The following is a 21113-nucleotide window of genomic DNA, read 5'->3' as shown; positions in this document are numbered from 1 at the left end:
ATTATCTCTCCATATCTTTTAAGGTTATCTTTTTGGCCCCGTTTCTGGCCATTTCCCTCACCGCATCTTCAGAGTCTTCGGGGTTTATATTCACTCCTTTTACGGCATCCATCAATAATTTTACCTTAAATCCCCCCCTTAAGGCATCTCTGGTAGAAAACTTAACGCAGTAGTCCGTAGCCAGTCCGGCTATATAAATTTCTTCTATGCCGAATAATTCCAGAAGATTCGAAAAACTCATCCCGCTTAGGGTTTCTGCTTCGAAAACAGAATAACCGTCTCTTTGCGGATATATGCCCTTGTAGAGAAAAATTGCTCCCTTAGGAAGCTTAAGTTTAGGATGAAAGGCTGCGCCTTTAGTATTCTGAATGCAATGCACCGGCCAGGCGCCTCCGAATTTCTTAAAATGCCCGGTCTTCTTAGGGTGCCAGTCGCGGGTAAGAAAAATCGGTAATTTCTTTTTGGAAAAAATCTTTATATATTTATTGACGCTAGGGACGATTTTATCGCCTTCGGGGACAGCCAGGGCACCATTAGGGCAAAAATCATTCTGCACATCCACAACCAAAAGCGCTTTTTTAAATTTCATCTTAAATCCTTCTAACTAAACGCCACGTCCAGTATCATCATCGCTATAAAACCTATTATCGTACCCATCGTAGCCAGGGCAGCATTGCCGCCGCGCTGAGACTCCGGGATAATTTCTTCGACTACGATAAAAAACATAGCGCCTGCGGCAAAAGCCAAGGTATACGGCAGGATAGATTGCGCAAGGATTACGGCCAACGCGCCGATAACGCTGGCAACCGGCTCGACTATTCCTGATAGTTGTCCATACCAAAAACTTTTTAACCGCGATATTTTTTCCCGGCGTAGCGGTATTGAAACCGCCAATCCTTCGGGGATATCCTGTATCCCTATACCTATGGCCAAAGCTATGGCTGTCTGTAAAGTAGTACTCGGGGAAACTACAGCAGTAGCACCAAAGGCAATCCCTATTGCCAGGCCTTCGGGAATGTTATGTAAAGTCATGGCCAAAATAAGTAGGGTGGGCCTATGCCAATGTGTTTTGATACCCTCGGCCTTTTCTATAGGAGCCCCGAACTGAAGATGGGGCAGTATTTTATCGATGCCTCTTAAAAAGACCCCTCCTGCTAGAAAACCTACCGCAGCCGGAAGCCAGGGAGGAATTTGCCTGGCAACTGCTATGGTCATGGCAGGTGCCAACATTGACCAATAGATTGCAGCAGACATTACCCCGGCGGCAAACCCCAACATCACATCAAGTATCTTGCGGTTTATATCTTTAGCTAAAAATACAGCTGACGCTCCAAAGGCAGTCATCGCCCAGGTAAAGAGCCCGGCAATAAAAGCCTGTATTACAGGATGTATATTCTGTAAAAGGTTTTCCATTTTTACAATCTCTCAATCAAATAGACCCGGGATAACCGTATTGCAATAAACGCACTTGCCCTGCCTGATATTATACTCTAAAACGCTGAAGGTTTCTCTTTTAATTATTAACTCCTTGCAATTCGGGCAATGGGTATCATTGCCCCAGCCATAAACATTGCCCGCATAAATAAACTTCAGCCCTGCCTTCCTGCCTATAGCCTGGGCTTTTTCCAGGGTTGCCTCCGGCGTAGGGTGGCGGTGGGTAAGTTTATAATCCGGATGGAAACGGGAGACATGCCAGGGGATATTCTTGTCTATCCCGGCGATAAATCCGGCAATACCGCTTAATTCCTCTTCGGAATCATTCTCTTGCGGTACGATTAAAGTAGTTATCTCCAACCAAATACCTAATTTATGCATTAAGACAATAGAATCCAGCACCGGCGCTAGGCTGGCAGCGCAGACCTTGCGGTAAGAGCTGTCTTTAAAAAACTTCAGGTCTACGTTAGCCGCATCCAGATAAGGCCTGATCATCTCAAGGCACTCTGCGCTCATATACCCGTTGGTAATAAAATTGTTGTAGAGCCCGGCCTCTTTGGCTAATTTTGCCGTCTCCAAGGCATACTCAAAGAATATAGTGGGCTCTGTATAAGTATAAGAAATGCTCCGGCATTTATTTTCTATGGCTGCTTTTACTATTTCCTGCGGCGGGAATTCTTCTGCGCCCAGATTACCGCCTTCTCTAAACGTGCTTTGTGAAATCTTCCAGTTCTGACAGAATTCACAGCGGAAATTACAGCCGATAGTAGCAATAGAAAAACTCTTTGACCCCGGCAGGAAATGATACAGGGGCTTTTTCTCAATAGGGTCAACATGGTTGGCGATAACCTTCCCATAGGCATATGTATATAATATACCGCCCCTGTTTTCCCTCACTCCGCATAACCCGAATTTCTTATCGGCAATCCGGCAGCCATGGCTGCATAGATAGCAACGCACGATTTTACCATCTAGCTTTTCGTAAAGCAGGGCTTCTCTCATATCCGGACTTTTAAAAGCTCAAGCTCTGTGATAGGTGAGGTTCGTAACGCCTTATTCTCCTTTTCGGGGATTCTTCGATAAACTATCTCTGCATCAAGGTTACCGTTTAAATCGCAATAGCGGCAGGTTATGGCGCAAGAGAGCGCAATTAATTCTTTGTTGAATTCCCCCCTGCCTAATGAAGTTGGGCCGGCTAAGTCAGCGCAAGGGAAAAACAGATAGTCATCTTTCCCGGCAAGGCTCACCAGCTTCTCATTTTCCTTCTCGTTACGCCCTACTATCAATTTTGCATTCGGCGAAATCCTAAAATGCCGGCCTACTTTTAACAATTCTATATTACTTAAGGTGAGTTCTTTGTGGACAATGATCTCCTTGAGCCTTTTTGAGAATTCAGGGTCAGTCAATAAACACCCTCCGGCAGGCTGGGCGTATTCTTTGATGCCGAAGTCCTGTGCTAATTTTATCTGTTGCCTGCGGCCCCGGCCGCTAAAATTCAATAAGTCCCGGCGCTTAATCCAGCCTTCTCTTTCCGGGACAGTCTCCGCAAGGAGTTGAGCTGAAAGCGGTCTTAAAACCAGACCCTCAAGGCCTGCTCTTTTAACAATAGTAGCCAGGGCTTCTTTATTTTGCGACATCGGACGCTGGCCCAAAACCTCCCCGGTGATGATAAATTTGGCATCATACTGCCCCATTAACTCTCTGGCCTTATTTAACATCATAATCTTACAGTCTATGCAGGGGTTCATGTTAACGCCATAACCATATCTGGGGTTCTCCAGCATCTTTAAGAAATCACCCCCGATATCTACTTCCCGGATATCTATGCCTGAATCAGCAAAATTCTGGTTTGTATTACCAGAAAAGGGAATCTTAAATTTTAAACCGATAACATCAATACCCTGTTCTTTAATCAATCTAGCTGCCAGCATGCTGTCTAAACCACCGGAAATTAAGGCGATTGCTTTCATTCGGGGAAAAAGGGCGAGGCCTTTAATGGCTGTGCATTATCCTTACCAAAAATATAAGCAGGATACCGCATAAGAAGGCAAGCAGCGACGCTATGCTCTTTTTTAAACCCCCCTGCTGTTTATGCAGCTCCGGTACCAGGTCGCAGGCAGCGATATAAATAAAGCCGCCTGCGGTAAGAGGCAGGAGGAATACAGAAAAATCCCGGATATGCGCAGCAATAAAATATCCTGCTATCGTCCCCAGAATGCAGGTGAGGGCAGTGACAAAATTATAATAAAGCGCCTTAAGCTTACTGAAGCCGCCGTAGACCAAGACTCCGAAGTCGCCTATTTCCTGGGGAATCTCATGCAGTATAATTACCAGGGTAGTGATAAACCCAAAATGTATGCCCAGCATAAAACTGGCGCCGATAACCAGACCGTCAGTAAAATTATGGATACTATCCCCGATAAGATTAAGGTAGGTAAAGGCGTGGACCGCGCAGGCGCCCTCATGGCAATGGCGCCAATGCAGGTATTTCTCCAGGATGAAGAAAGCGATAAAACCTAAAATAAGGTAAAGAAAAACGGCCTCACTCTTAGCCTGCTCTAATGCCTCCGGAAGCAAATGCAGGAATGCCCCGCCGATCAGCCCGCCCGCGGAAAAACCTATAAGGAGAATCAGTATCTTATTCAGCCGCGCTTCTTTAAATAAAAAACTAAAAATGCCGATTAAAGAAATCAGGCTGACCACTATGCTGGCGGTGAGCGCCCAAAAAAAGTTAGCCATACTAATATATATGCCTCTTATGGAGAATAAAGCTAGATACCTAAAGCCATCACAAATACGCCTGTTAAAGCAATAACCAGGCCGGCAAAAGCGTGGGAGTATCTCTCTGCAATATCGTTCTTTATCAATTGAATGCCCATGAATGCCAAAAGGCTCTGCCCCAGCATCATCGCTATCGTAATCGCAGAAAAAACGACAGTCACGCTTACAACTCCTACCCAGCCGTAATTATACCCCAAAAACATCAGGGGAACGAGCGGCTCGCAGGGGCCTAAAATAATTACGGCGAATATCGTCCAGACCGCCACGGTTTCTGCCTTGAGTTTTGCTTCATCTATATTTTTGCGCTTTTGCTCCTGCGCTTTTTTTATGCCCCAAAGCATATAGGCAACCCCGAAACCAATCAGAAGCCACAAGGCAATCTCTGCGCGATGGCCTTCTACGGCTTTCAGTTTAGACAGGCTAAAACCCAATAAAATACCGATGACGCTGAAAATTATAGAAATACCCACGTGCCCTAACCCAGAGATAAAAGTTACCCAAAGAAGTTTCAACTTCGGCCATTTCTGCGCCTTGGCAATAGCAGCAAAAGGCATCTAGTGATCCGGGGCAAGGGCGTGCAGAAAAGCAACGGAGATAGTCGAAATTAACAAAAGCCAAAGAGAATTATGCACTTTAGTACCCCTCATTATAACTAACGTCTTAAGCGGGATATCAGGAGTTATCCTCTTTAGAATCAGCAATAATAAATAAAAAACAGCTGGCCTAAAAATGACTACCCTAAGTTAGGCTTTCTGCCTTTATTCGCCCGTTTTGAACGCCAGTTGAGTTTGCCTCTACGTTTACGTTTACCCATATCAATACTTATAATAATTCTCCGGTATAGTTTGGGATATATAGCGCACTGCCTCAATGAGGCAAATGCGTATAGTTTTTTCCATGGGGGTATTGGCGTAACCGGACAATCCCGCGCCTAAACCCCAGTTGCCGAAAAACCCGGACATCACGCCGCCGGCAATATCCGAGGCCTGACTCTGAACGCGCGTAGCGGCTAAAACTTTAGAAGTAGGGAGATCAACAATACGTATATCTAAAACCATGTGCGCCTTATTTGAGGCCCCGCCCAATAATCCTCCTAAAGCGCCGCTACCAGCGCCTCCTCCTCCGCCGATGCCTGCCCTGCCTCCGGATGCCTCGGGCTCGAATTCGGTAACCGCAGCGCTGATGATTAAATCTGCGCCTGATTCCTGTCGTTCCACTACCGAGAAACGGTTGCTATTGGCTAGGGCCATTACCAGCATCTCGCGCAGGCCCAAACCAGCCTCAGCGGTAGCCTTGGCTGCCTTGACTTCGAAATCCGCCACGGCAATGCGCGCCTTAGGCCCGGAATAGGACGGTAAAGGCGCTGCGCCCGCGTTATTAAGGGCGGCCTTACGATGTATCAAAGCACAACCCATTAATCCTGCGATAAAAATAACGCACCCGGCAATCAGTAATAATTTCCTCATTATTTCCGCCTTTAAATACCACTGTGCTGAAAATTATATAAAAAATACATCCCACTGTCAAGACAAAAGCCGACGCTACAATATATGCAAAAGCCCTGATATCCTTCTGATAATACGGTAGGGCTTTGTTTTTTTAACCTCTTCTTTAGAGCTGGAACCGGTAGTAACAATGATGGTTCTAACCCCAGCCGCCTTACCTGCCAAGGCATCGATAACCATATCGCCTACATAAAAAACCTCTTGCGGTTTTAAGACTAATTTTTTAACGATTTTATTGATTATCTCCGGATGGGGTTTTCCGCGCCTTAATTTATCCGCGCAGAGGACATAACTAAAATATCGTTTTATTTTCAGGTGGCGGATTAAAATTTGGGAAAAACGGCTCGGGCGGTTACTGGCTACGGCAAGTTTATACCCTTTGTCTTTAAGATAGGTAAGTACTTTACTTACGTAAGGAAAGAGGCGCGATTGCCTTATCAATGAGGCCTCATGGTGCTGACGGTATATGGATAATGCCGCAGATAAATCTTTTTGCCTTATAAAGACCTTTAGGAGATTCTCATCCCCCCAGCCTACTGCCCGGCGGATAGACAGCTTACTCTGCTTAGGATAGCCGAGCCTATGCATAGTATAATTGAAGCTGCTGATAATGGCGGGATAGGCGTCAACCAATGTCCCGTCCAGATCAAAAATAATGAGTTTTATATTTTTCATGGCAAGGATAAACAACAAAGGCAGGAAACCCTTCCTGCCTCATCTTCACTAAGCTATTATTAGCGGATGCCTGTTATAAGTTTATTCCAAGCCAGGCGTAGCCTTTGCCCCCGCTTTATTCTCCTCCAGCATAACCTGCTCTGCGCCTTCGTCCTTTTCCACGCTGATATTCCTGGCTATATTTTTGCCATCAAGAGCAGCTACATAATCAATACTCAACGTATCCTGCGTTTTGATTTCAGCTAGGGATTTTGCGTTTTCGTAAGTAGTCTTCTCGTTTATGTTAATACTTATCACCTTTTCGGTATCTGTCTCATAATCCAGGCACCTAACTAACAACTGTTTGCTATCCGTATCTATGGAGACTACCTCTCCCCAAAGCCACTCTACTTCTGGTTCTGCCGCAGCAGTAATTGGTTGTTGCGTAGCTATAGCAGCGCCCCGGGATTTCTGCGGCATAGCGGTATCTTGCGTCTCTAAATCCTGGGCAAAGAGCAAAATACCTGCGCAGAAGGTTAAAAGAAACGTAATAGACATAGTAATAATCGTTTGCCTTTTCATTTTCTACCTCCTTAGGGGGCTTTACAAAAGTCTACTCTAACACAATCCGGGGCCTTGTCAAGCCAAATTGCCAATTAAGAAAATAGGCTTTAAAACCTGCCGGCCTAAAAAATCTCTTTGAGGCGGGATCTTAACCTGCCGTAAATAACGCTGGCTGCCGTTATTTTCAATAAATCCCCGGGGATAAAAGGCAAGAATCCTATAAACAACGCCCTGGTTAAATCATACCCGAAGAGGAACTTAAGCCAGAGAGTGCCGCAAAATAAAAGGACCGCATCGCCCAAACAGAATAAAGCGAAAGTAAAAAGCAGGTTATCGCTAAACTTTATAAAACTGCCGATTAAAAAAGCAGCTAAAACAAAACCTAAAAGGTACCCGCCCGTAGGCCCTAGAAGATACAACAAGCCGCTTCCTGCCCCGGTAAAAATAGGCAAGCCCCATATCCCTAAGAATATGTAGCTTAACTGAGTCAAAAAACCTAACTTACTCCCCAGAAAAGCCCCTGAGAGCAAAACGAAAAAGGTCTGCAGCGTTATGGGCACAGGCGTAAACGGCAAGGGTATGCGCACAAATGCGCCGAGACAACTAAGAATAAGAAAAATACCCACGCCCAATAACCGGCAGAGTATTTTATTGACTACTATTTCCCTCTTCAGTATTAATTCTCGCATTCTGTTTTTCCTTTTGGTTGGTGAAAAGTTTATTCCTTGGCTATCGCTAGAGCAATCATACCGGCTAAAATCAGAAACAAACCAATACAACCCCTTACCACGGCTAGAAGGTCAGGCAACCATTTGATAATAGCCAGAGCTCCTAAGGCCAGAAACACTAAACCCAGAATAACCTTAAGGAGAGAAGAAAACACCCTTTTCGCGCCTGTTTTTTTCTCTTCCTGTTTTATCTCTTCCGCCATTCTCCCACCCCCTTTTAATCCGGCTTACTCTTCCAACGCCTGTGAATCCAACCCCATTCCGCGGGGTATTTGCGTATATAAGACTCAATTATGCCGGTCAACTTCTGTATATTTAAGGCTACAGTCTCTTGAAAGTCCCTGCCCTTTTCCGGGTTTAACGCCGGTTCAAAAATTATTTTATGCGTATCATCTTTCTGCCTCACTATAAAACAAGGCAGCATTGCTGCTTCTGTCCTTAAGGCAAGCACTACCGGGCCGGTAGCCGTAGCCGCTTTCCTGCCGAAAAAATCTACAAATACGCCGCCTGTGCCAAAATTCTGGTCTAACGGTATAAAGACCAAACCATTATCCCTTAATGTCCTGATGGTCTCTTCCACGCAGGCCTTACGCGGCTGGCTGTATATCGTCTTTATGCCTACCCGGTTACGCTTGGCCAGAAAGAATTTCTCTGCCCGTTCATCCCGCATATAACGCATTATCCCAGCGGTCTTATAACCTTCCAAACTCAACTTGGCCAATAGCAAAGGAAAGCTGCCAAAATGCGCGCTGACTAAAATAGCGCCCTTGCCCTTAGCTAAAGCAGTTTCAAGATTCTCTCTCCCTGCTATCCCTACCCGTTTCTTGATCAACTCCAGCCTGTCCATAAAGAACAATAGTTCTAACCCCGCCTTGGCCATAAAAACAAAACAATCCCTGGCAATCTGCTCTATTTCTTCTCTGGATTTCTCTTTTTCAAAGGCAATGGTCAGGCTCTCTAAGGCAATCTTGCGCTGTTTGGCGGCGACAACATAACCGATAGCAGCCAGGCTTTTAGCAAGGGTATAGATGCAGTGCTCTGGGATGGCCTTGATTATCAAAGAGCTAAAACCCAGGCCTATCCAGCCAAAAAAACGGCCTATACTTTTACGTATCTTCTTAGAATCCATTATTCCCGCAAGATAAAAAAATTATAGATAAAAGAGCCGGATAATGCAAGTTAAAAATCAAAGCTTATAGCCGATCTTACGTAAAAATTCCTTGCGCCAGGCGATATCTTCATTGGATTCGATGCCCTTAGGCCTTGCCCCGTCAATAACCCCCAATACCCCCCGGCCGGACTCTGTTTCGGCAATAATCACCTCAACGGGGTTGGCCGAAGCGCAATATATATTACAGACTTCCGGGACAGTTTTAAGCGCATTCAAGACATTTATCGGGTAAGTATTCCTTAAAAATATGATAAAACTATGTCCCGCGGCAATCTCCAGGGCATTTGCCTCTGCCAGTTTCTTTAATTCCGTATCATTGCCTTCAGACCTGACCTTACAGGCGCCCGAAGACTCTACGAATGCCAGGCCGAACTCACCAGCCGGGATATTATTCACTATTGCCTCGTATAAATCCTCTACTGTCTTGATAAAATGGCTCTGGCCCAATATTACGTTTACGTCATCGGGTTTCTTCACCTTGACTGTTTTAAATTCCAGCATGATGCCTCCTACTTGATAATTATATTCCTAAAACTTGTGGTATCTACGTGCATGGAGCTGGTGTAGGTTTTCACTGCGGATAGGATAAAATCCGGGTCCCCCAATATTTTTAGGGGCACTTTCAAGATCAGCTCCTTGTGGTTAAACTCTAAGTCTATGCCCTGCGCTTTAATCATTTTCCTGGCATCAAACACCTTAAATTTTTTATATTTGGTAATAATGCGTATCTTGGGCATAGAGGCAAAAGGTATTTTTGTGCTATAGCCAAAAAGATAAAGCTGGAGGCGAAACTTCCTATTTAATTCTCTGGGCTTATCTACACGGATGAGCAGGATGTCTCCTGAAAGGCCGTAACTGACCTGGCCTTTATTCTCAGTGAGTTGTTTTGAACTTTCAAAAGTAGCCCCCGGGCCTGAATCAGCAAACATATTGGAAAACCCGAAGAATGATATCGCCTTTTGCAAGGGCGATTCTTCTTTCTTTAATTCCACATCAGGATAATCCCCGAATAATTCGTTTTTACGGGCAAACGATAAGAGGTAAAAGGCGCTGGAAGACGTCTGGCTCCTATGGCAGAGGATGGCTTGGTATTTTTTGTTTAATTGCTCGGGGGTCAAATCAAATTTGAGCCACTCCACCTGAGAACCTGAAAATTGCCTGGGAGGATTAAGCCCTAACTGCGGGTGGTAATGGCGCGGCAAGGGCCAGCCTAGGCAATGCACAAGATAAGGGTATATTTCAGGACGGGGGATCTCCGCCCCTAAATCACATAGGGCAATCCGCAGAAAGAGGTAAAGGGCCTTATGGTCTACATTCGTATCCGCAGGGTGAGAGACAAATATCTTATTAGGTTTATAATCCCTGAGTATCTTCTTAATATCTGCCAGGATATTCTCCCCCTTATAGGGCGCACCGAAAGAAAAATTCTCTTTGGAAGGAACCTGGGATATCCGGGTTAACATGCTCTTATAAGGCCGAGCGCTCTGCCAGAAATCCTTGAAAATCGTAAGTGTCCCGAAATCAGGGTAACCCAGGAAGATGAGTTTCTTCTCATCCACGCCCAGGAGTTTCATGGCCTTGGCAGCTTCCTTCCTGCGCACATCACCCATATGGATAAATTCACCCTTCCTGAAGGTGAGCCTTTTTTCATAGACAATAAAGGCGACCTGATTATGGTCGCCGTTAGTCAGATAGGCTATCCGGATATCCGCCCCCTTATCTACTGCCTCCTGGATAATGCCCGCGCAACCTATGGCCTCATCGTCGGGGTGCGGGGCGAGGATAAGGATACGGTCATTCTTTTCTATGGGCTTAATACTGTTAAGCGTAAGCGGCGGCGGTTGCGGTATGGTTGCACACGCATAGGCATAGCCGATAGTTAAAACAATATAAACCAGGATAAATACGCTTTTTTTAACCATGAAAAATCAACCTGCCCCTCGTTATTATATTCTGGAATACGTTAGGAAATTTTATTTTAACACATAAACCCGGATAAATCAATACAGAACCTCTGCGCGGTAGCATACCCAATCTTGTATAAATTTTACTAGGCAGCGGGTCCTCACCGCGGGGGCGCCTCTCGTCAAATTTTCCTCGAGGCATCCCCCGCGTCACCCGCTAAAGATAAATATGTCAATTTGTAACAAATGAATCTGGCAGTTTTTGAGCTAGCGAAGGGTCTAGTGGGTGGCAAGGCTGTTTTCGAACAGCATGTAGTTTATGCGAGCGGCCAGGGTTCACCCGCTATTTAGATAATCAGTGAGAGCGAGCAGAAACTTCAAGCGAGATTTTCCTCGGTGGGGAAAATCGAGCGGTGCTGAGAGAAAATAGCCTTGACAGGACCCACTACCTCATAAAGGCAAGAAAAGTGACATAGAATTTCTGGAACAATAAATTGTTTGAAAGACAAGTTAAATCCGTATATAATTATACGTATGACAGAAGAGGCTCGGGGGCATTATCAGAAAATCCGGCGCATACTAATCTGGATATTGGCCCTTAACTGGCTAGTAGCCCTGGCAAAAATTATCTACGGGCTGCTCAGCCGCTGCACCAGTATGACGGCTGACGGCCTGCATTCCCTATCCGACGGCGCTTCCAATATCATTTGCCTTATCGGTATACATTTTGCCTGCCAGCCCAAAGATGCCGACCATCCTTATGGCCATAAAAAATATGAAACCTTCTTCTCTTTAGGCATAGTCGCATTGTTGATTATCATCTGCGTCAACCTGATCAGGGAAGCCATAACGCGCCTCTATCATCCGCTCACCCCGCAGGTCGATATTATAAGTTTCGTGGTCATGGTTATTACGCTGGGGATTAATCTTTTGGTGATGAATTACGAGTATAAGGAAGGCAAAGACTTACGAAGCGACATACTCGTTTCGGATTCCCTGCATACCAAGGCTGATATCTTTACTTCCTTATCGGTAATCATCACGCTGGTATTGATAAAATTAGGATATTCCATTTTAGACCCTATCGCTACCATAGTTATAGCCCTGTTTATCGCCCATGCCGCCTTTGATATAACACGCCAAAGCTCCCGGATACTCTGCGATACAGTAGCAATAATGGACACCCAGAGAATAACTGATATTGTCTTAGGCATAAGAGGGGTCAGGACCTGCCATAAGATCAGGACGCGGGGCAGGCCAGACGATATCTATGTGGATTTACATGTCCAGGTAAGCCCGGATATGCATGTGGATAAGGCGCATAAGATAAGCTATACTATCGAAGAGGAAATCAAAAAGGGCATCCCGGAAGTCACTGACGTAGTAGTGCACATAGAACCGGAAGAAAAGGTATAACCGATATCCTTAAAATTATTAATTTTTTTAAAATTACGAGTTACGGGTTATTGTAAATACTCCCAGGGGTCCTGGGGCCTGCCGTTTTTCCTTACTTCAAAATGCAGATGCGGTTTTATATCTGGGGAGTTGGCATTCCCGGTCTTCCCAACGCTGCCTATAACTTCTCCCTGACTGACAAATTCATTGCGCCGGACGAAAATTTTAGAAAGGTGGCCGTAAATAGTAATGATGCGGCTGTTGTGGCGGACGATCACGAAATTACCCATGCCTTTGCTCTTTCTGGCCGCGACTACCACCCCCGAACGGGAGGCCAAAACCGGGGTCCCGACTTCTGCGTAAAGGTCAATACCCTCATGTATCCTCCTGCCGTTACGCTGGGCGGCAAAAAAACCATTGCCCCGGCTATCGTGACGAATAACAATATCCCCCTTATACTCTATGGGGCAGAGAAAATAACATTTATCCAGAAAATAAAAACTCAGCACGATATAACCCAATAAGAACAAAAGTAAAAATAAGAATAGCTTTTTCATGGCCTCTTCCTAAGGGCAATTATGCCGTATAAGACAAAGAAAAAAAAGCAGGCTGCAATAAAGATATCGCCGTAACGGCTGTAAAAACTAAGGCCGCACCCGGAAATAGAAATCTCGCTGCTCTTATAACCGGGGACAAAAATATTATTCCCGGCCTTATCCGCGAGCAAAGAAACAATTTTTCCCGTCGGAGCGATAAAACCCGAAACGCCGGTGTTTGCAGAGCGCACTAAAAATACGCGGTTCTCTACTGCCCGGAATACCGAGGCCTGCAGATGCTGATATGGCGCGGTTGTCTTCTTAAACCAGGCGTCATTAGTAATGTTGACTAAGAAAACAGCGCCTCTTTTTATGAACTCTCTGGAAATCTCAGGGAATAAATCCTCAAAACAAATAAGGACAGAAAATTTAGCAGGTAGGTTGAATACTGTATATTCTCTGCCGGGAGTAAAATCACCGATAGGCACGATTGTCTCTAAGAACCGTAGGGTTTTCTTTAAGGGGATATACTCCCCAAAAGGCACAAGATGTAGTTTATCGTACCTGGTAAGAAGTTCACCCTCTTTCGAAAGCAAAAGGGCGCTGTTATAATAAGAATTATCCCTGAAAGTAACCGCGCCTAAAAGCAGGGGCGTATTAATTTCTTTGGCTAAGTCCTTTGCCCTTTCATAATAAAAAGGCTCTTCTTCCACGATTACCGGCAGCGCTGCCTCCGGCCAGATGATTAAATCCGGTTTTTCCCTAGCCGCGGCAAAGGAGATATCCCAGTATTTATTTATGATATAATTACTCAAGCGGCTATCCCATTTTAATTCCTGAGGGATATCACCCTGGATGACGGAAATCTTAATAGGTCGTTGGTCGTTGGTCGTTGGTCGTTGGTTTAATCTATAATATCCGTAACCTAAACTAACAATTATACATAATATCGGCACGAGATATTTCTTTTTTTCACTAACGACTAACGACAAACGACTAATAGCTAAATAAATCGCCACATTGACCAGCATTACCAGAAACGAAACCCCCCAGGCGCCTGTAATATCTGCTATCTGGACAACCGGTAAATTAAGATACTGCGAATACCCTAAGAGCACCCAGGGAAAGCCGGTAAAAAGATGGCTGCGGGCATACTCCAGTAAAACCCAGGCTGAAGGAATAAAAAAGAAGCTGTAAGTTGTAAGTTGTAAGTTGTAAGTACTGATGATTAAACCAAAAATACCAAAATATAATGCTAGGTATAATGCCAAGACGAACATACCGGAAAAAGTGACATGAATTAACCAATAAATAATACCTAGCCAGAAAATAAAACCTGTCAAATAAGCGAGTAAAAATGCCTTAGTCTTAGATTTGCCCTGAATAGCAAAAAACAAAGGCACAAACCCAAACCAGGCAAATAACCAGAGATTAAAATTGGGGAAAGAAAAGATGAATAAACCTGCGGAGAATAAACATAAGAGGAGATCTTTTACCAGCGACCAGCGACTAGCGACTAGCGACGAAATCATCTTCCGCAACATTTTTTGTATTTTTTTTTGGAACCACAAGGGCAGGGGTCGTTTCGGCCGACACCGGTGGCCTTAGCCGGTTTAATGGCCGAGGTTTTCCCGCTAAAAGATTGGGGCGTCAGCTCAGCAGATTCTGATTGCTCAGGCGGTATTTCGAATTTAGCCGCCTCAGGATGCAAAAAATCCTGGCTCACCTGGCTGAATATACCCCTAAATCTCTCCGGCTTTACCGGCTGAATTTTAAAGATCGCCTCGATGGCCTCTTCTTCAATACCGCAAACCATCTGGCTAAACATCTCAAAGGCCTCGCGCTTATATTCTATCAGAGGGTCGCGCTGGCCATAAGCGCGCAGGCCAATACCTTCCCTTAAATTATCCATAGCATAAAGGTGGTCTTTCCATTTGGCGTCGATTATCTGTAAAAAGACCATGCGCTCCAAATGACGCGTGGCCTCGCTGCCGAGGGATCTTTCTTTTCCCTCATAGGCGGCAACAAGATTATTATACAACTCCTCCTTTATGCCTTCTTTATTTAGATTTTGTATTTTAGAGGTATTAATGTCTATGCCGAATTTTAACCTGATCATACTCATCAAGCCAACGATATCCCATTCCTGGGGGCTGGTGTTCTCATTTATATGCAAGGCCGCTATATCAGCGATAATCTTATCCATTATGGCCAGTATGTCTTCTTTAAGAAACGTACCTTCTAATACTGCGCGGCGCTGGCCGTAAATAACCTCTCTTTGTTTATTCATCACATTGTCGTATTCCAAAAGCTGTTTTCTAATCTCAAAATTATGGGTTTCTACGCGCCTCTGGGCGATTTCAATGGATTTACTGACCCAGGGGTGTTCAATCACCTGGCCTTCTTCTAAGCCGAGTTTATCCATAATCCCGATAAGCCGGTCTGAGCCGAATAAGCGCATCAGGTCATCGCATAATGATACATAAAATCTTGACGAACCAGGGTCTCCCTGGCGGCCGGAACGTCCGCGCAGCTGATTATCAATGCGCCGCGCCTCATGGCGCTCTGTGCCTAACACATGCAAACCACCGGCTTGGACTACTTTTTTATGCTCTGCGTCAGTCTCACTCCTATATCTATCCAATATTTTCTTATATTCTTCCTGGTAACTAGGGTCATCAGGAGCTATTTTCTCTTTAGCCAGATTACGCGCCATAAATTCCGGATTACCGCCGAGGAGGATATCCGTTCCGCGGCCGGCCATATTGGTGGCAATAGTTACAGCCTTATACCTGCCGGCCTGGGCCACAATCTGGGCCTCCATCTCATGGTATTTAGCGTTAAGCACCTGATGGGGTATACCGCGCTTTTTAAGCATATCCGCCAGGTGTTCGGATTTATCTATAGAAATGGTACCCACCAGCACAGGCCTTCCTGAGTTGTAAAGTTGGACAATTTCCTCCACCACAGCATTAAATTTTTCTTTTTCTGTTTTATAAATACAGTCAGAATAATTGGCGCGGATCAGGGTACTATTTGTAGGGATAGTCACCACATCCAGCTGGTATATGCTCTTAAACTCATTTGCTTCGGTGAAGGCGGTCCCGGTCATCCCTGCCAGCTTCTCATACATACGGAAGTAATTTTGAAAAGTAATGGTGGCTAAGGTCTGGTTTTCGCGCTCTATCTTCAGGCCCTCTTTTGCCTCGATTGCCTGATGTAGCCCGTCTGACCAGCGCCTGCCGGGCATCATGCGGCCGGTGAATTCATCCACAATCACTACTTCGCCATCCTTCACCACATAATCCACGTCTTTCTGGTAAAGTTGGTGCGCGCGCAGCGCCTGTATAATATGATGGCGCCACTCCATAGTCTCAATATCATGCAAGTTAGCGATATTCAGCACAGCGCAGGCCTTGGACTCTCCTTCCTCGGTAAGGTGGGCGGTATGCGCCTTCTCATCGACAATCGCGTCAAAACCTTTAGAGAGGTCCTCGCCTCTATATTTTGCCTCAATCTCATCCTTCTCCAAAGTCTTCCTTATCTTCAGGCGCGGGATAATCTTGTCAATGATATAGTACTTATCGGTGGACTCTTCCGCGGGCCCGGAAATAATCAAAGGCGTGCGCGCCTCATCTATTAATATGGAATCTACCTCATCCACAATGGCATAATAAAAAGGCCGCTGCACCAGGTCCTCTAAATTATACTTCATATTATCACGCAGGTAATCAAAACCGAATTCGTTATTTGTCCCGTAGGTGATATCGCAGGCATAAGCCTGTTTTCTCTGTTCATCCGACATATCGTGCTGGATTACCCCTACGCTTAAACCTAAGAATTCATAAATCGGGCCCATCCATTCGCGGTCCCTGCGGGCGAGGTAATCGTTAACAGTAATAATATGTACGCCGCGGCCCAATAATGCGTTTAGATACGCCGGCAGCGTCGCCACCAGGGTTTTTCCTTCGCCGGTGGCCATCTCCGCGATCCTGCCTTCATGCAATACTATGCCGCCGGCTATCTGCACGTCAAAATGCCGCATATTTACCGTGCGCCTGGCTGCCTCTCTAGCCACGGCAAAGGCTTCAGGCAATACCGGGGCAAAGGTCTTATTTCTCGTCAGCTTCAACTTCTCTTTTAATTTTTCTTTTTCCTCCGGTATGGCCACAGCCAGAAGCGCTTCCTCTAAATCCTTAATCTGCATCTCATACTCTTTGGATTTTTCAAGAAGGCGCTCCTTAAATTCCCGCGTCTTCTCCCGTAACTGCGCATCGGAAAGAACGCTTATCTTAGATTCCAGGCTGTTGACTATATTAACGGTCTTAGCCAACTCCACCATCTTGTTTATGGCAGGGGCGGGCATCTCCGCATGTAAGACGATATTAATATCCGGGTATTTCTTGCGGATAATATTTTGTTTTTGTTTTAAAAGCTGCTTTTTAATAAAGCTCAACATTTTATTGTTTGTTTCGCGCCTGCTGTTTCAAATACGCCTCGATAAATTCATCCAGGCCGCCGTCCATTATCTTATTTACATCGCCGGTTTCGTAATCCGTGCGGTGGTCTTTTACGAGGCTATAAGGATGCATAACATAGGAGCGTATCTGGCTGCCCCATTCGATTCTTTTCTTTTCTCCTGCGTATTGTTTCAATAACTGCTCTTCCTTCTTTCGCCTCTGTAGCTCATAAATTCGCGCCTTCAATATCTTCATGGCGGTCTGCTTGTTCTGGTATTGGGAGCGTTCGTTCTGGCACTGCGCAACTATGCCGCTGGGCAGATGGGTAATTCTTACTGCCGAATCCGTGGTATTTACGCTCTGGCCGCCTGCGCCGGAAGAACGGAATACATCAATACGCAAGTCTTTTTCTTCTATTTTAAGATCTACGTCTTCTTCGATTTCAGGGATGACATCCACCGAGGCAAAAGAGGTGTGCCTGCGCTTATTGGCGTCAAAAGGCGAAATGCGCACCAGCCGATGCACCCCGCGCTCTGCCTTTAGATAACCGTAGGCATATTCTCCTTCAATCAGGGCGGTAATATTCTTTATCCCTGCCTCTTCGCCGGAGAGCACGTCTGTGGCATTTATGACGTAACCGTGGCTTTCGGCAAAACGGCTATACATGCGAAAAAGCATGCTCGCCCAGTCGCACGACTCTGTGCCGCCTGCGCCTGAATTAATACTTAATATAGCGCTGCTCTTATCAAACTCACCGCCCAAAAGAGTCCTGAATTCAAGCTTATCAACTTCCCCCGTAAGAAGCGTGATATTTCCGGTCAAGTCAGCGATTAATTCCTTATCCTGGCCCTTGAGGATATCGACGAGTTCTTTTAATTCCTGGTATTTACGGTGGGCGTTCTCCCAGGGTTCGACTGCGGACTTAAGAGACTTTAGTTTTTTTACGATTTTACCGGAATTCTCTTCATCGTTCCAGAACCCGGGATTCGCCATCTGGGAGGTTAAATCATCGATGAGGCCTTTCTTGTTATCTACATCAAAGATAACCTCTTAAATTCTGCAACTGGATCTCTATAGCGGAAAGTTTAGATTTCATCTCTTCTAACATCTTAAATACCTCCGTGACTGGTGGACTTTATATCTTCTTGATGCCTTTTAAGGCCAGGATAAATTCGTCTTTATTATCCGAAAAGCTTACGGCCACCTCTTCGCTGACCTTGCCTTCACGGACTAATTTTACCAGGGATTGATTGAATGACTGCATGCCGAACATAGTGCCGTCTTCGATAAAAGGAGTTATCTCCCAGATTTTTCCTTCCCTGATCAGCCGGCTGATGGTAGGGGTGAGGAGCATTGTTTCATAGGCCGGTATGCGCCCGGGTGCGTCTTTTAAAGGCAACAGCCTCAGAGAGATTACGCCTTTTAAAAGAGAAGATAGCTGCGTCCTGATTTCTTCATGCTGGTACGGAGAGAAAAAATTGATAATCCGCTCTACGCTCTGTGCGGTATTAATGGTATGCAAAGTACTTAAGACCAATACTCCGGTTTCCGCGGCAGTCAAGGCAGCGGCCATAGTTTCATGGTCGCGGATATTACCGATAAATATGACATCCGGGCTCTGCAACGTAAAAGCGCGCAGCGCCATCTCATATGATGCGACATCGCGACCCAATTCCCTTTGGTTAATAATGGAATTCTTGTCTTTGAAGGTAAATTCAATGGGCTCCTCTACCGTCAAAATATGCCTGTTGCTATTAATATTAATATGCTCGATCATGCTGGCAATAGTAGTGGATTTCCCGCTGCCCGCGCTGCCGGTTAAAAGTACCAGGCCGCGGGTCTCCATAGATAAATCTTTCAGGACCTTACCCGGCAGGTTCAGGTCTTCAAAGGTCTGGACGTCGGAACGGACGTTTCTGATGACCAGCGCCGGCCAGTTACGCTGCATGAAGATACTGATACGAAAGCGATGCTCAAGTTCCGGTAGATATATGCCAAAATCCACGTCCAGGTTTTTCTGGAAAAAGTCCCTTAGCTCATTAGAAGTCAATTCCTTGACCGCGTCATTGACTTCATCCAGGTTGATGATCTTCTCGTCTACAGAGACTACCTTGCTGTCAATGCGCATGCGCACATTTGCCCCGGCGCGGTAGAACATATCCGAGGCATTCTTCTCAATCATTAATTTCAGGTAACCTTTTATATTCATTACGCACCTCCAGTGATAATTAGATACTTGACATCTAACGATGTCAAGTATAAGTTCGCACACATAAGTTATGTCGCTTAGCTAATAAACAGCCATCTCCATAACTTATGTGCTCACTTATTATACCATATCTTTGCTTAATTGCTTCTCTAAATCTAAAAGCAGCTTTTTCTTTTTTATTCCGGAGGAATAACCGGTGAGTTTCCCGTCCGCAGAAATTACCCGGTGGCAGGGAATAATCAAGGGCCAGGGATTGCGTTTTAAAACCTGCCCTACTGCGCGCGCGGCTTTAGGGCAGCCGATTTTCTGCGCCACCCAGGCATAACTACGCACTTCACCCAAAGGAATATTTAATACTACCCTATAGACTCTCTTGGCAAAAGGGGTTATTTTTTTAAACCCGCAAATTTTAATGCTTGCGTATCTTTTATCTGCCAATGGCTTTCTTCCTTCTTAAGAGATGATGATAGGAAACCGCGAACCTATGCGCTTCATCGCGGACCCTGCGGATTAAATTCAGCGCCGGCGTATCTGAATCTAAATTTATAGGGCGGCTCCTGCCTTCAGTATATATGTTCTCCCTGTCTTTAGCAATACTGACTAAGGGTATTTTTAAGTTTAATTTTCCCAACTCTCTATCAGCTACCGCAAGATGAGATTTACCTCCGTCAATCAGGATTAAATCCGGCAATACTAACTCTTTTGAGAGCGAACCGGAATAGCGCCTGCGGACTACTTCAGCCAGCATCTTATAGTCATCTATTGTTTCTACGGTCTTGATACGGAACTTACGGTAATTATCCTTATCGGCAAGGCCTTTAAAGAAACTCACCATAGAACCCGTGGCCTCTTTGCCGTAAATGTTAGAGATATCGAAGGCCTCGATTCTTACGGGTAATTTTTTCATCTGCAGCAGATTCTTTAAATCCTCTAATTCTTCTTTACGGCTATAATGTCCGGCGCCTTCTGACATCACGCTTAAGGCCTCTATCTGGTCGCGGATTTTCGCTGCCTCTTCGAATTTCTGTTCCCTGGAATTCGTCATCATCTCCTGCGATAATTTCTTAATCAGGGTTTCGGTCTTGCCTTCTAAAATCAAAGAAATATTTTCAATTGTCTTGGCGTATTCTTTTCTGCCTCTCTCATCCAAAACAGGAGCAAGCCCGATCTTACGGTACATCCGCGCTTCCTGCGTCATTTTTTCGCAGGAGCGGTAAGGAAAATATTTACGGATAATCCTTAACGCTTCTCTAAGCAGCCCGGCGTTGGTATAGGGCCCGAAATAGCGCGAGCCGTCGGCGACTTTTTTACGGGTGATACAGACAACCGGAAAATCCTCGCGGGTTATCTTTACCAACGGGAAGCTTTTATTATCGCGCAGGGACACATTATATCTGGGCGTGTATTTATGTATGAGGCTCGCTTCAAGTATGAGGGCCAAACTCTCTGTCTGGCACAACTTATATTCTATCTCCGCTATCTTGGCAACCATTAGCTGGGTCTTTGTAGCAAGAAATCGTCTAAAATAAGACTGCACGCGCTTTTTAAGAGACTTGGCCTTGCCGACATAAATAATCTCGCCGCCAGCATCCTTAAAAATATAAACCCCCGGCGTATCCGGCAAATTCGCAACGATATCTTTCAATCTATTCATATTATTTGGTTTTAGCGGGTCCTGGCTTGGGTATTTTCTCCAGCACCGCTCTCCGCCTACGGCGGATCGCTTGAAGTTTGTGCTCACTCTCACCGACTCCGTATTAGCGGGTGAACCC

General features: G+C 45.4%; 22 protein-coding genes. 1 reads left to right on the top strand and 21 read right to left on the bottom strand.

Going from position 1 to position 21113, the window contains the following annotated elements; genetic code table 11:
• Position 1: 1 nt before the first annotated feature.
• The 14 genes from pncA to PHV44_02610 all read right to left on the bottom strand — a co-directional run bounded on the left by pncA (position 2) and on the right by PHV44_02610 (position 10759).
• On the bottom strand, positions 2-589 hold the full coding sequence (gene pncA, locus PHV44_02675) for a bifunctional nicotinamidase/pyrazinamidase (protein MDD5592188.1): 588 nt from the start codon (positions 587-589) through the stop codon (positions 2-4).
• A gap of 11 nt (positions 590-600) precedes the next feature.
• A complete protein-coding gene (locus PHV44_02670) occupies positions 601-1413 on the bottom strand; it encodes a ZIP family metal transporter (protein ID MDD5592187.1) in 813 nt (270 codons plus the stop codon).
• Positions 1414-1425: 12 nt separating this feature from the next.
• Positions 1426-2436, bottom strand: a complete 1011-nt coding sequence (gene amrS, locus PHV44_02665; protein ID MDD5592186.1) for an AmmeMemoRadiSam system radical SAM enzyme — start codon at positions 2434-2436, stop codon at positions 1426-1428.
• Positions 2433-3404 (bottom strand): tRNA 4-thiouridine(8) synthase ThiI, encoded by a 972-nt coding sequence (locus tag PHV44_02660; GenBank protein ID MDD5592185.1) that lies wholly within the window; start codon positions 3402-3404, stop codon positions 2433-2435. The genes amrS and PHV44_02660 overlap by 4 nt, the downstream gene beginning before the upstream one ends.
• 22 nt (positions 3405-3426) lie before the next feature.
• Complete coding sequence (locus PHV44_02655) at positions 3427-4173, bottom strand: ZIP family metal transporter (GenBank protein ID MDD5592184.1); 747 nt, start codon at positions 4171-4173, stop codon at positions 3427-3429.
• A gap of 32 nt (positions 4174-4205) precedes the next feature.
• The gene (locus PHV44_02650; GenBank protein ID MDD5592183.1) at positions 4206-4769 is read right to left on the bottom strand and encodes a hypothetical protein; all 564 of its coding nucleotides are present in this window, start codon (positions 4767-4769) and stop codon (positions 4206-4208) included.
• Between the two features lie 261 nt (positions 4770-5030).
• Complete coding sequence (locus PHV44_02645) at positions 5031-5681, bottom strand: CsgG/HfaB family protein (GenBank protein MDD5592182.1); 651 nt, start codon at positions 5679-5681, stop codon at positions 5031-5033.
• A 75-nt stretch (positions 5682-5756) separates the two neighbouring features.
• Positions 5757-6395, bottom strand: coding sequence for an HAD family hydrolase (locus tag PHV44_02640; protein ID MDD5592181.1), 639 nt, complete (start codon positions 6393-6395; stop codon positions 5757-5759).
• A gap of 81 nt (positions 6396-6476) precedes the next feature.
• Positions 6477-6956, bottom strand: coding sequence for a hypothetical protein (locus PHV44_02635; protein MDD5592180.1), 480 nt, complete (start codon positions 6954-6956; stop codon positions 6477-6479).
• 104 nt (positions 6957-7060) lie between these two features.
• Positions 7061-7627, bottom strand: coding sequence for a biotin transporter BioY (locus PHV44_02630; GenBank protein MDD5592179.1), 567 nt, complete (start codon positions 7625-7627; stop codon positions 7061-7063).
• Positions 7628-7656: 29 nt separating this feature from the next.
• Positions 7657-7869 carry a hypothetical protein gene (locus PHV44_02625; protein MDD5592178.1) on the bottom strand — a complete coding sequence of 71 codons (213 nt, stop codon included), beginning with the start codon at positions 7867-7869 and terminating at the stop codon, positions 7657-7659.
• A gap of 14 nt (positions 7870-7883) precedes the next feature.
• Positions 7884-8795 (bottom strand): lysophospholipid acyltransferase family protein, encoded by a 912-nt coding sequence (locus tag PHV44_02620; protein ID MDD5592177.1) that lies wholly within the window; start codon positions 8793-8795, stop codon positions 7884-7886.
• A 57-nt stretch (positions 8796-8852) separates the two neighbouring features.
• Positions 8853-9335, bottom strand: coding sequence for an adenosine-specific kinase (locus PHV44_02615; protein MDD5592176.1), 483 nt, complete (start codon positions 9333-9335; stop codon positions 8853-8855).
• A gap of 11 nt (positions 9336-9346) precedes the next feature.
• Positions 9347-10759 carry a PIG-L family deacetylase gene (locus tag PHV44_02610; protein MDD5592175.1) on the bottom strand — a complete coding sequence of 471 codons (1413 nt, stop codon included), beginning with the start codon at positions 10757-10759 and terminating at the stop codon, positions 9347-9349.
• 516 nt (positions 10760-11275) lie between these two features.
• On the opposite strand from PHV44_02610, the gene PHV44_02605 reads away from it, so the two are divergent.
• Positions 11276-12157 (top strand): cation diffusion facilitator family transporter, encoded by an 882-nt coding sequence (locus tag PHV44_02605; GenBank protein MDD5592174.1) that lies wholly within the window; start codon positions 11276-11278, stop codon positions 12155-12157.
• A gap of 47 nt (positions 12158-12204) precedes the next feature.
• On the opposite strand, the gene PHV44_02600 is transcribed toward PHV44_02605, so the two are convergent.
• From PHV44_02600 to PHV44_02570, 7 genes are all read right to left on the bottom strand, one after another.
• Positions 12205-12693 (bottom strand): M23 family metallopeptidase, encoded by a 489-nt coding sequence (locus tag PHV44_02600; GenBank protein MDD5592173.1) that lies wholly within the window; start codon positions 12691-12693, stop codon positions 12205-12207.
• Positions 12690-14204, bottom strand: a complete 1515-nt coding sequence (lnt, locus tag PHV44_02595; GenBank protein MDD5592172.1) for an apolipoprotein N-acyltransferase — start codon at positions 14202-14204, stop codon at positions 12690-12692. The genes PHV44_02600 and lnt overlap by 4 nt, the downstream gene beginning before the upstream one ends.
• Positions 14201-17014, bottom strand: a complete 2814-nt coding sequence (secA, locus tag PHV44_02590; protein MDD5592171.1) for a preprotein translocase subunit SecA — start codon at positions 17012-17014, stop codon at positions 14201-14203. The genes lnt and secA overlap by 4 nt, the downstream gene beginning before the upstream one ends.
• A gap of 118 nt (positions 17015-17132) precedes the next feature.
• Positions 17133-18240, bottom strand: a protein-coding gene (gene prfB, locus PHV44_02585; GenBank protein MDD5592170.1) for a peptide chain release factor 2 whose coding sequence is annotated in 2 segments (ribosomal slippage) — positions 17133-18170 and positions 18172-18240 — 1107 coding nt in all. Because the reading frame shifts where the segments join, the coding sequence is not laid out codon by codon here.
• Between the two features lie 27 nt (positions 18241-18267).
• Positions 18268-19341, bottom strand: a complete 1074-nt coding sequence (locus PHV44_02580) for a PilT/PilU family type 4a pilus ATPase (protein MDD5592169.1) — start codon at positions 19339-19341, stop codon at positions 18268-18270.
• A 120-nt stretch (positions 19342-19461) separates the two neighbouring features.
• Positions 19462-19779: an MGMT family protein gene (locus tag PHV44_02575; GenBank protein ID MDD5592168.1), complete on the bottom strand. Its 318-nt coding sequence runs from the start codon at positions 19777-19779 to the stop codon at positions 19462-19464.
• Positions 19769-20995 (bottom strand): excinuclease ABC subunit UvrC, encoded by a 1227-nt coding sequence (locus PHV44_02570; GenBank protein ID MDD5592167.1) that lies wholly within the window; start codon positions 20993-20995, stop codon positions 19769-19771. Before PHV44_02570 ends, PHV44_02575 begins: the two co-directional genes overlap by 11 nt.
• Positions 20996-21113 lie beyond the last annotated feature (118 nt).

The organism is Candidatus Omnitrophota bacterium (assembly GCA_028717245.1).
Taxonomy (GTDB): Bacteria; Omnitrophota; Gorgyraeia; order Gygaellales; family Profunditerraquicolaceae; genus JAGUYA01.
Note: the sequence above shows the minus strand (reverse complement) of the source record. Positions and strands in the feature narration are given on the sequence as shown.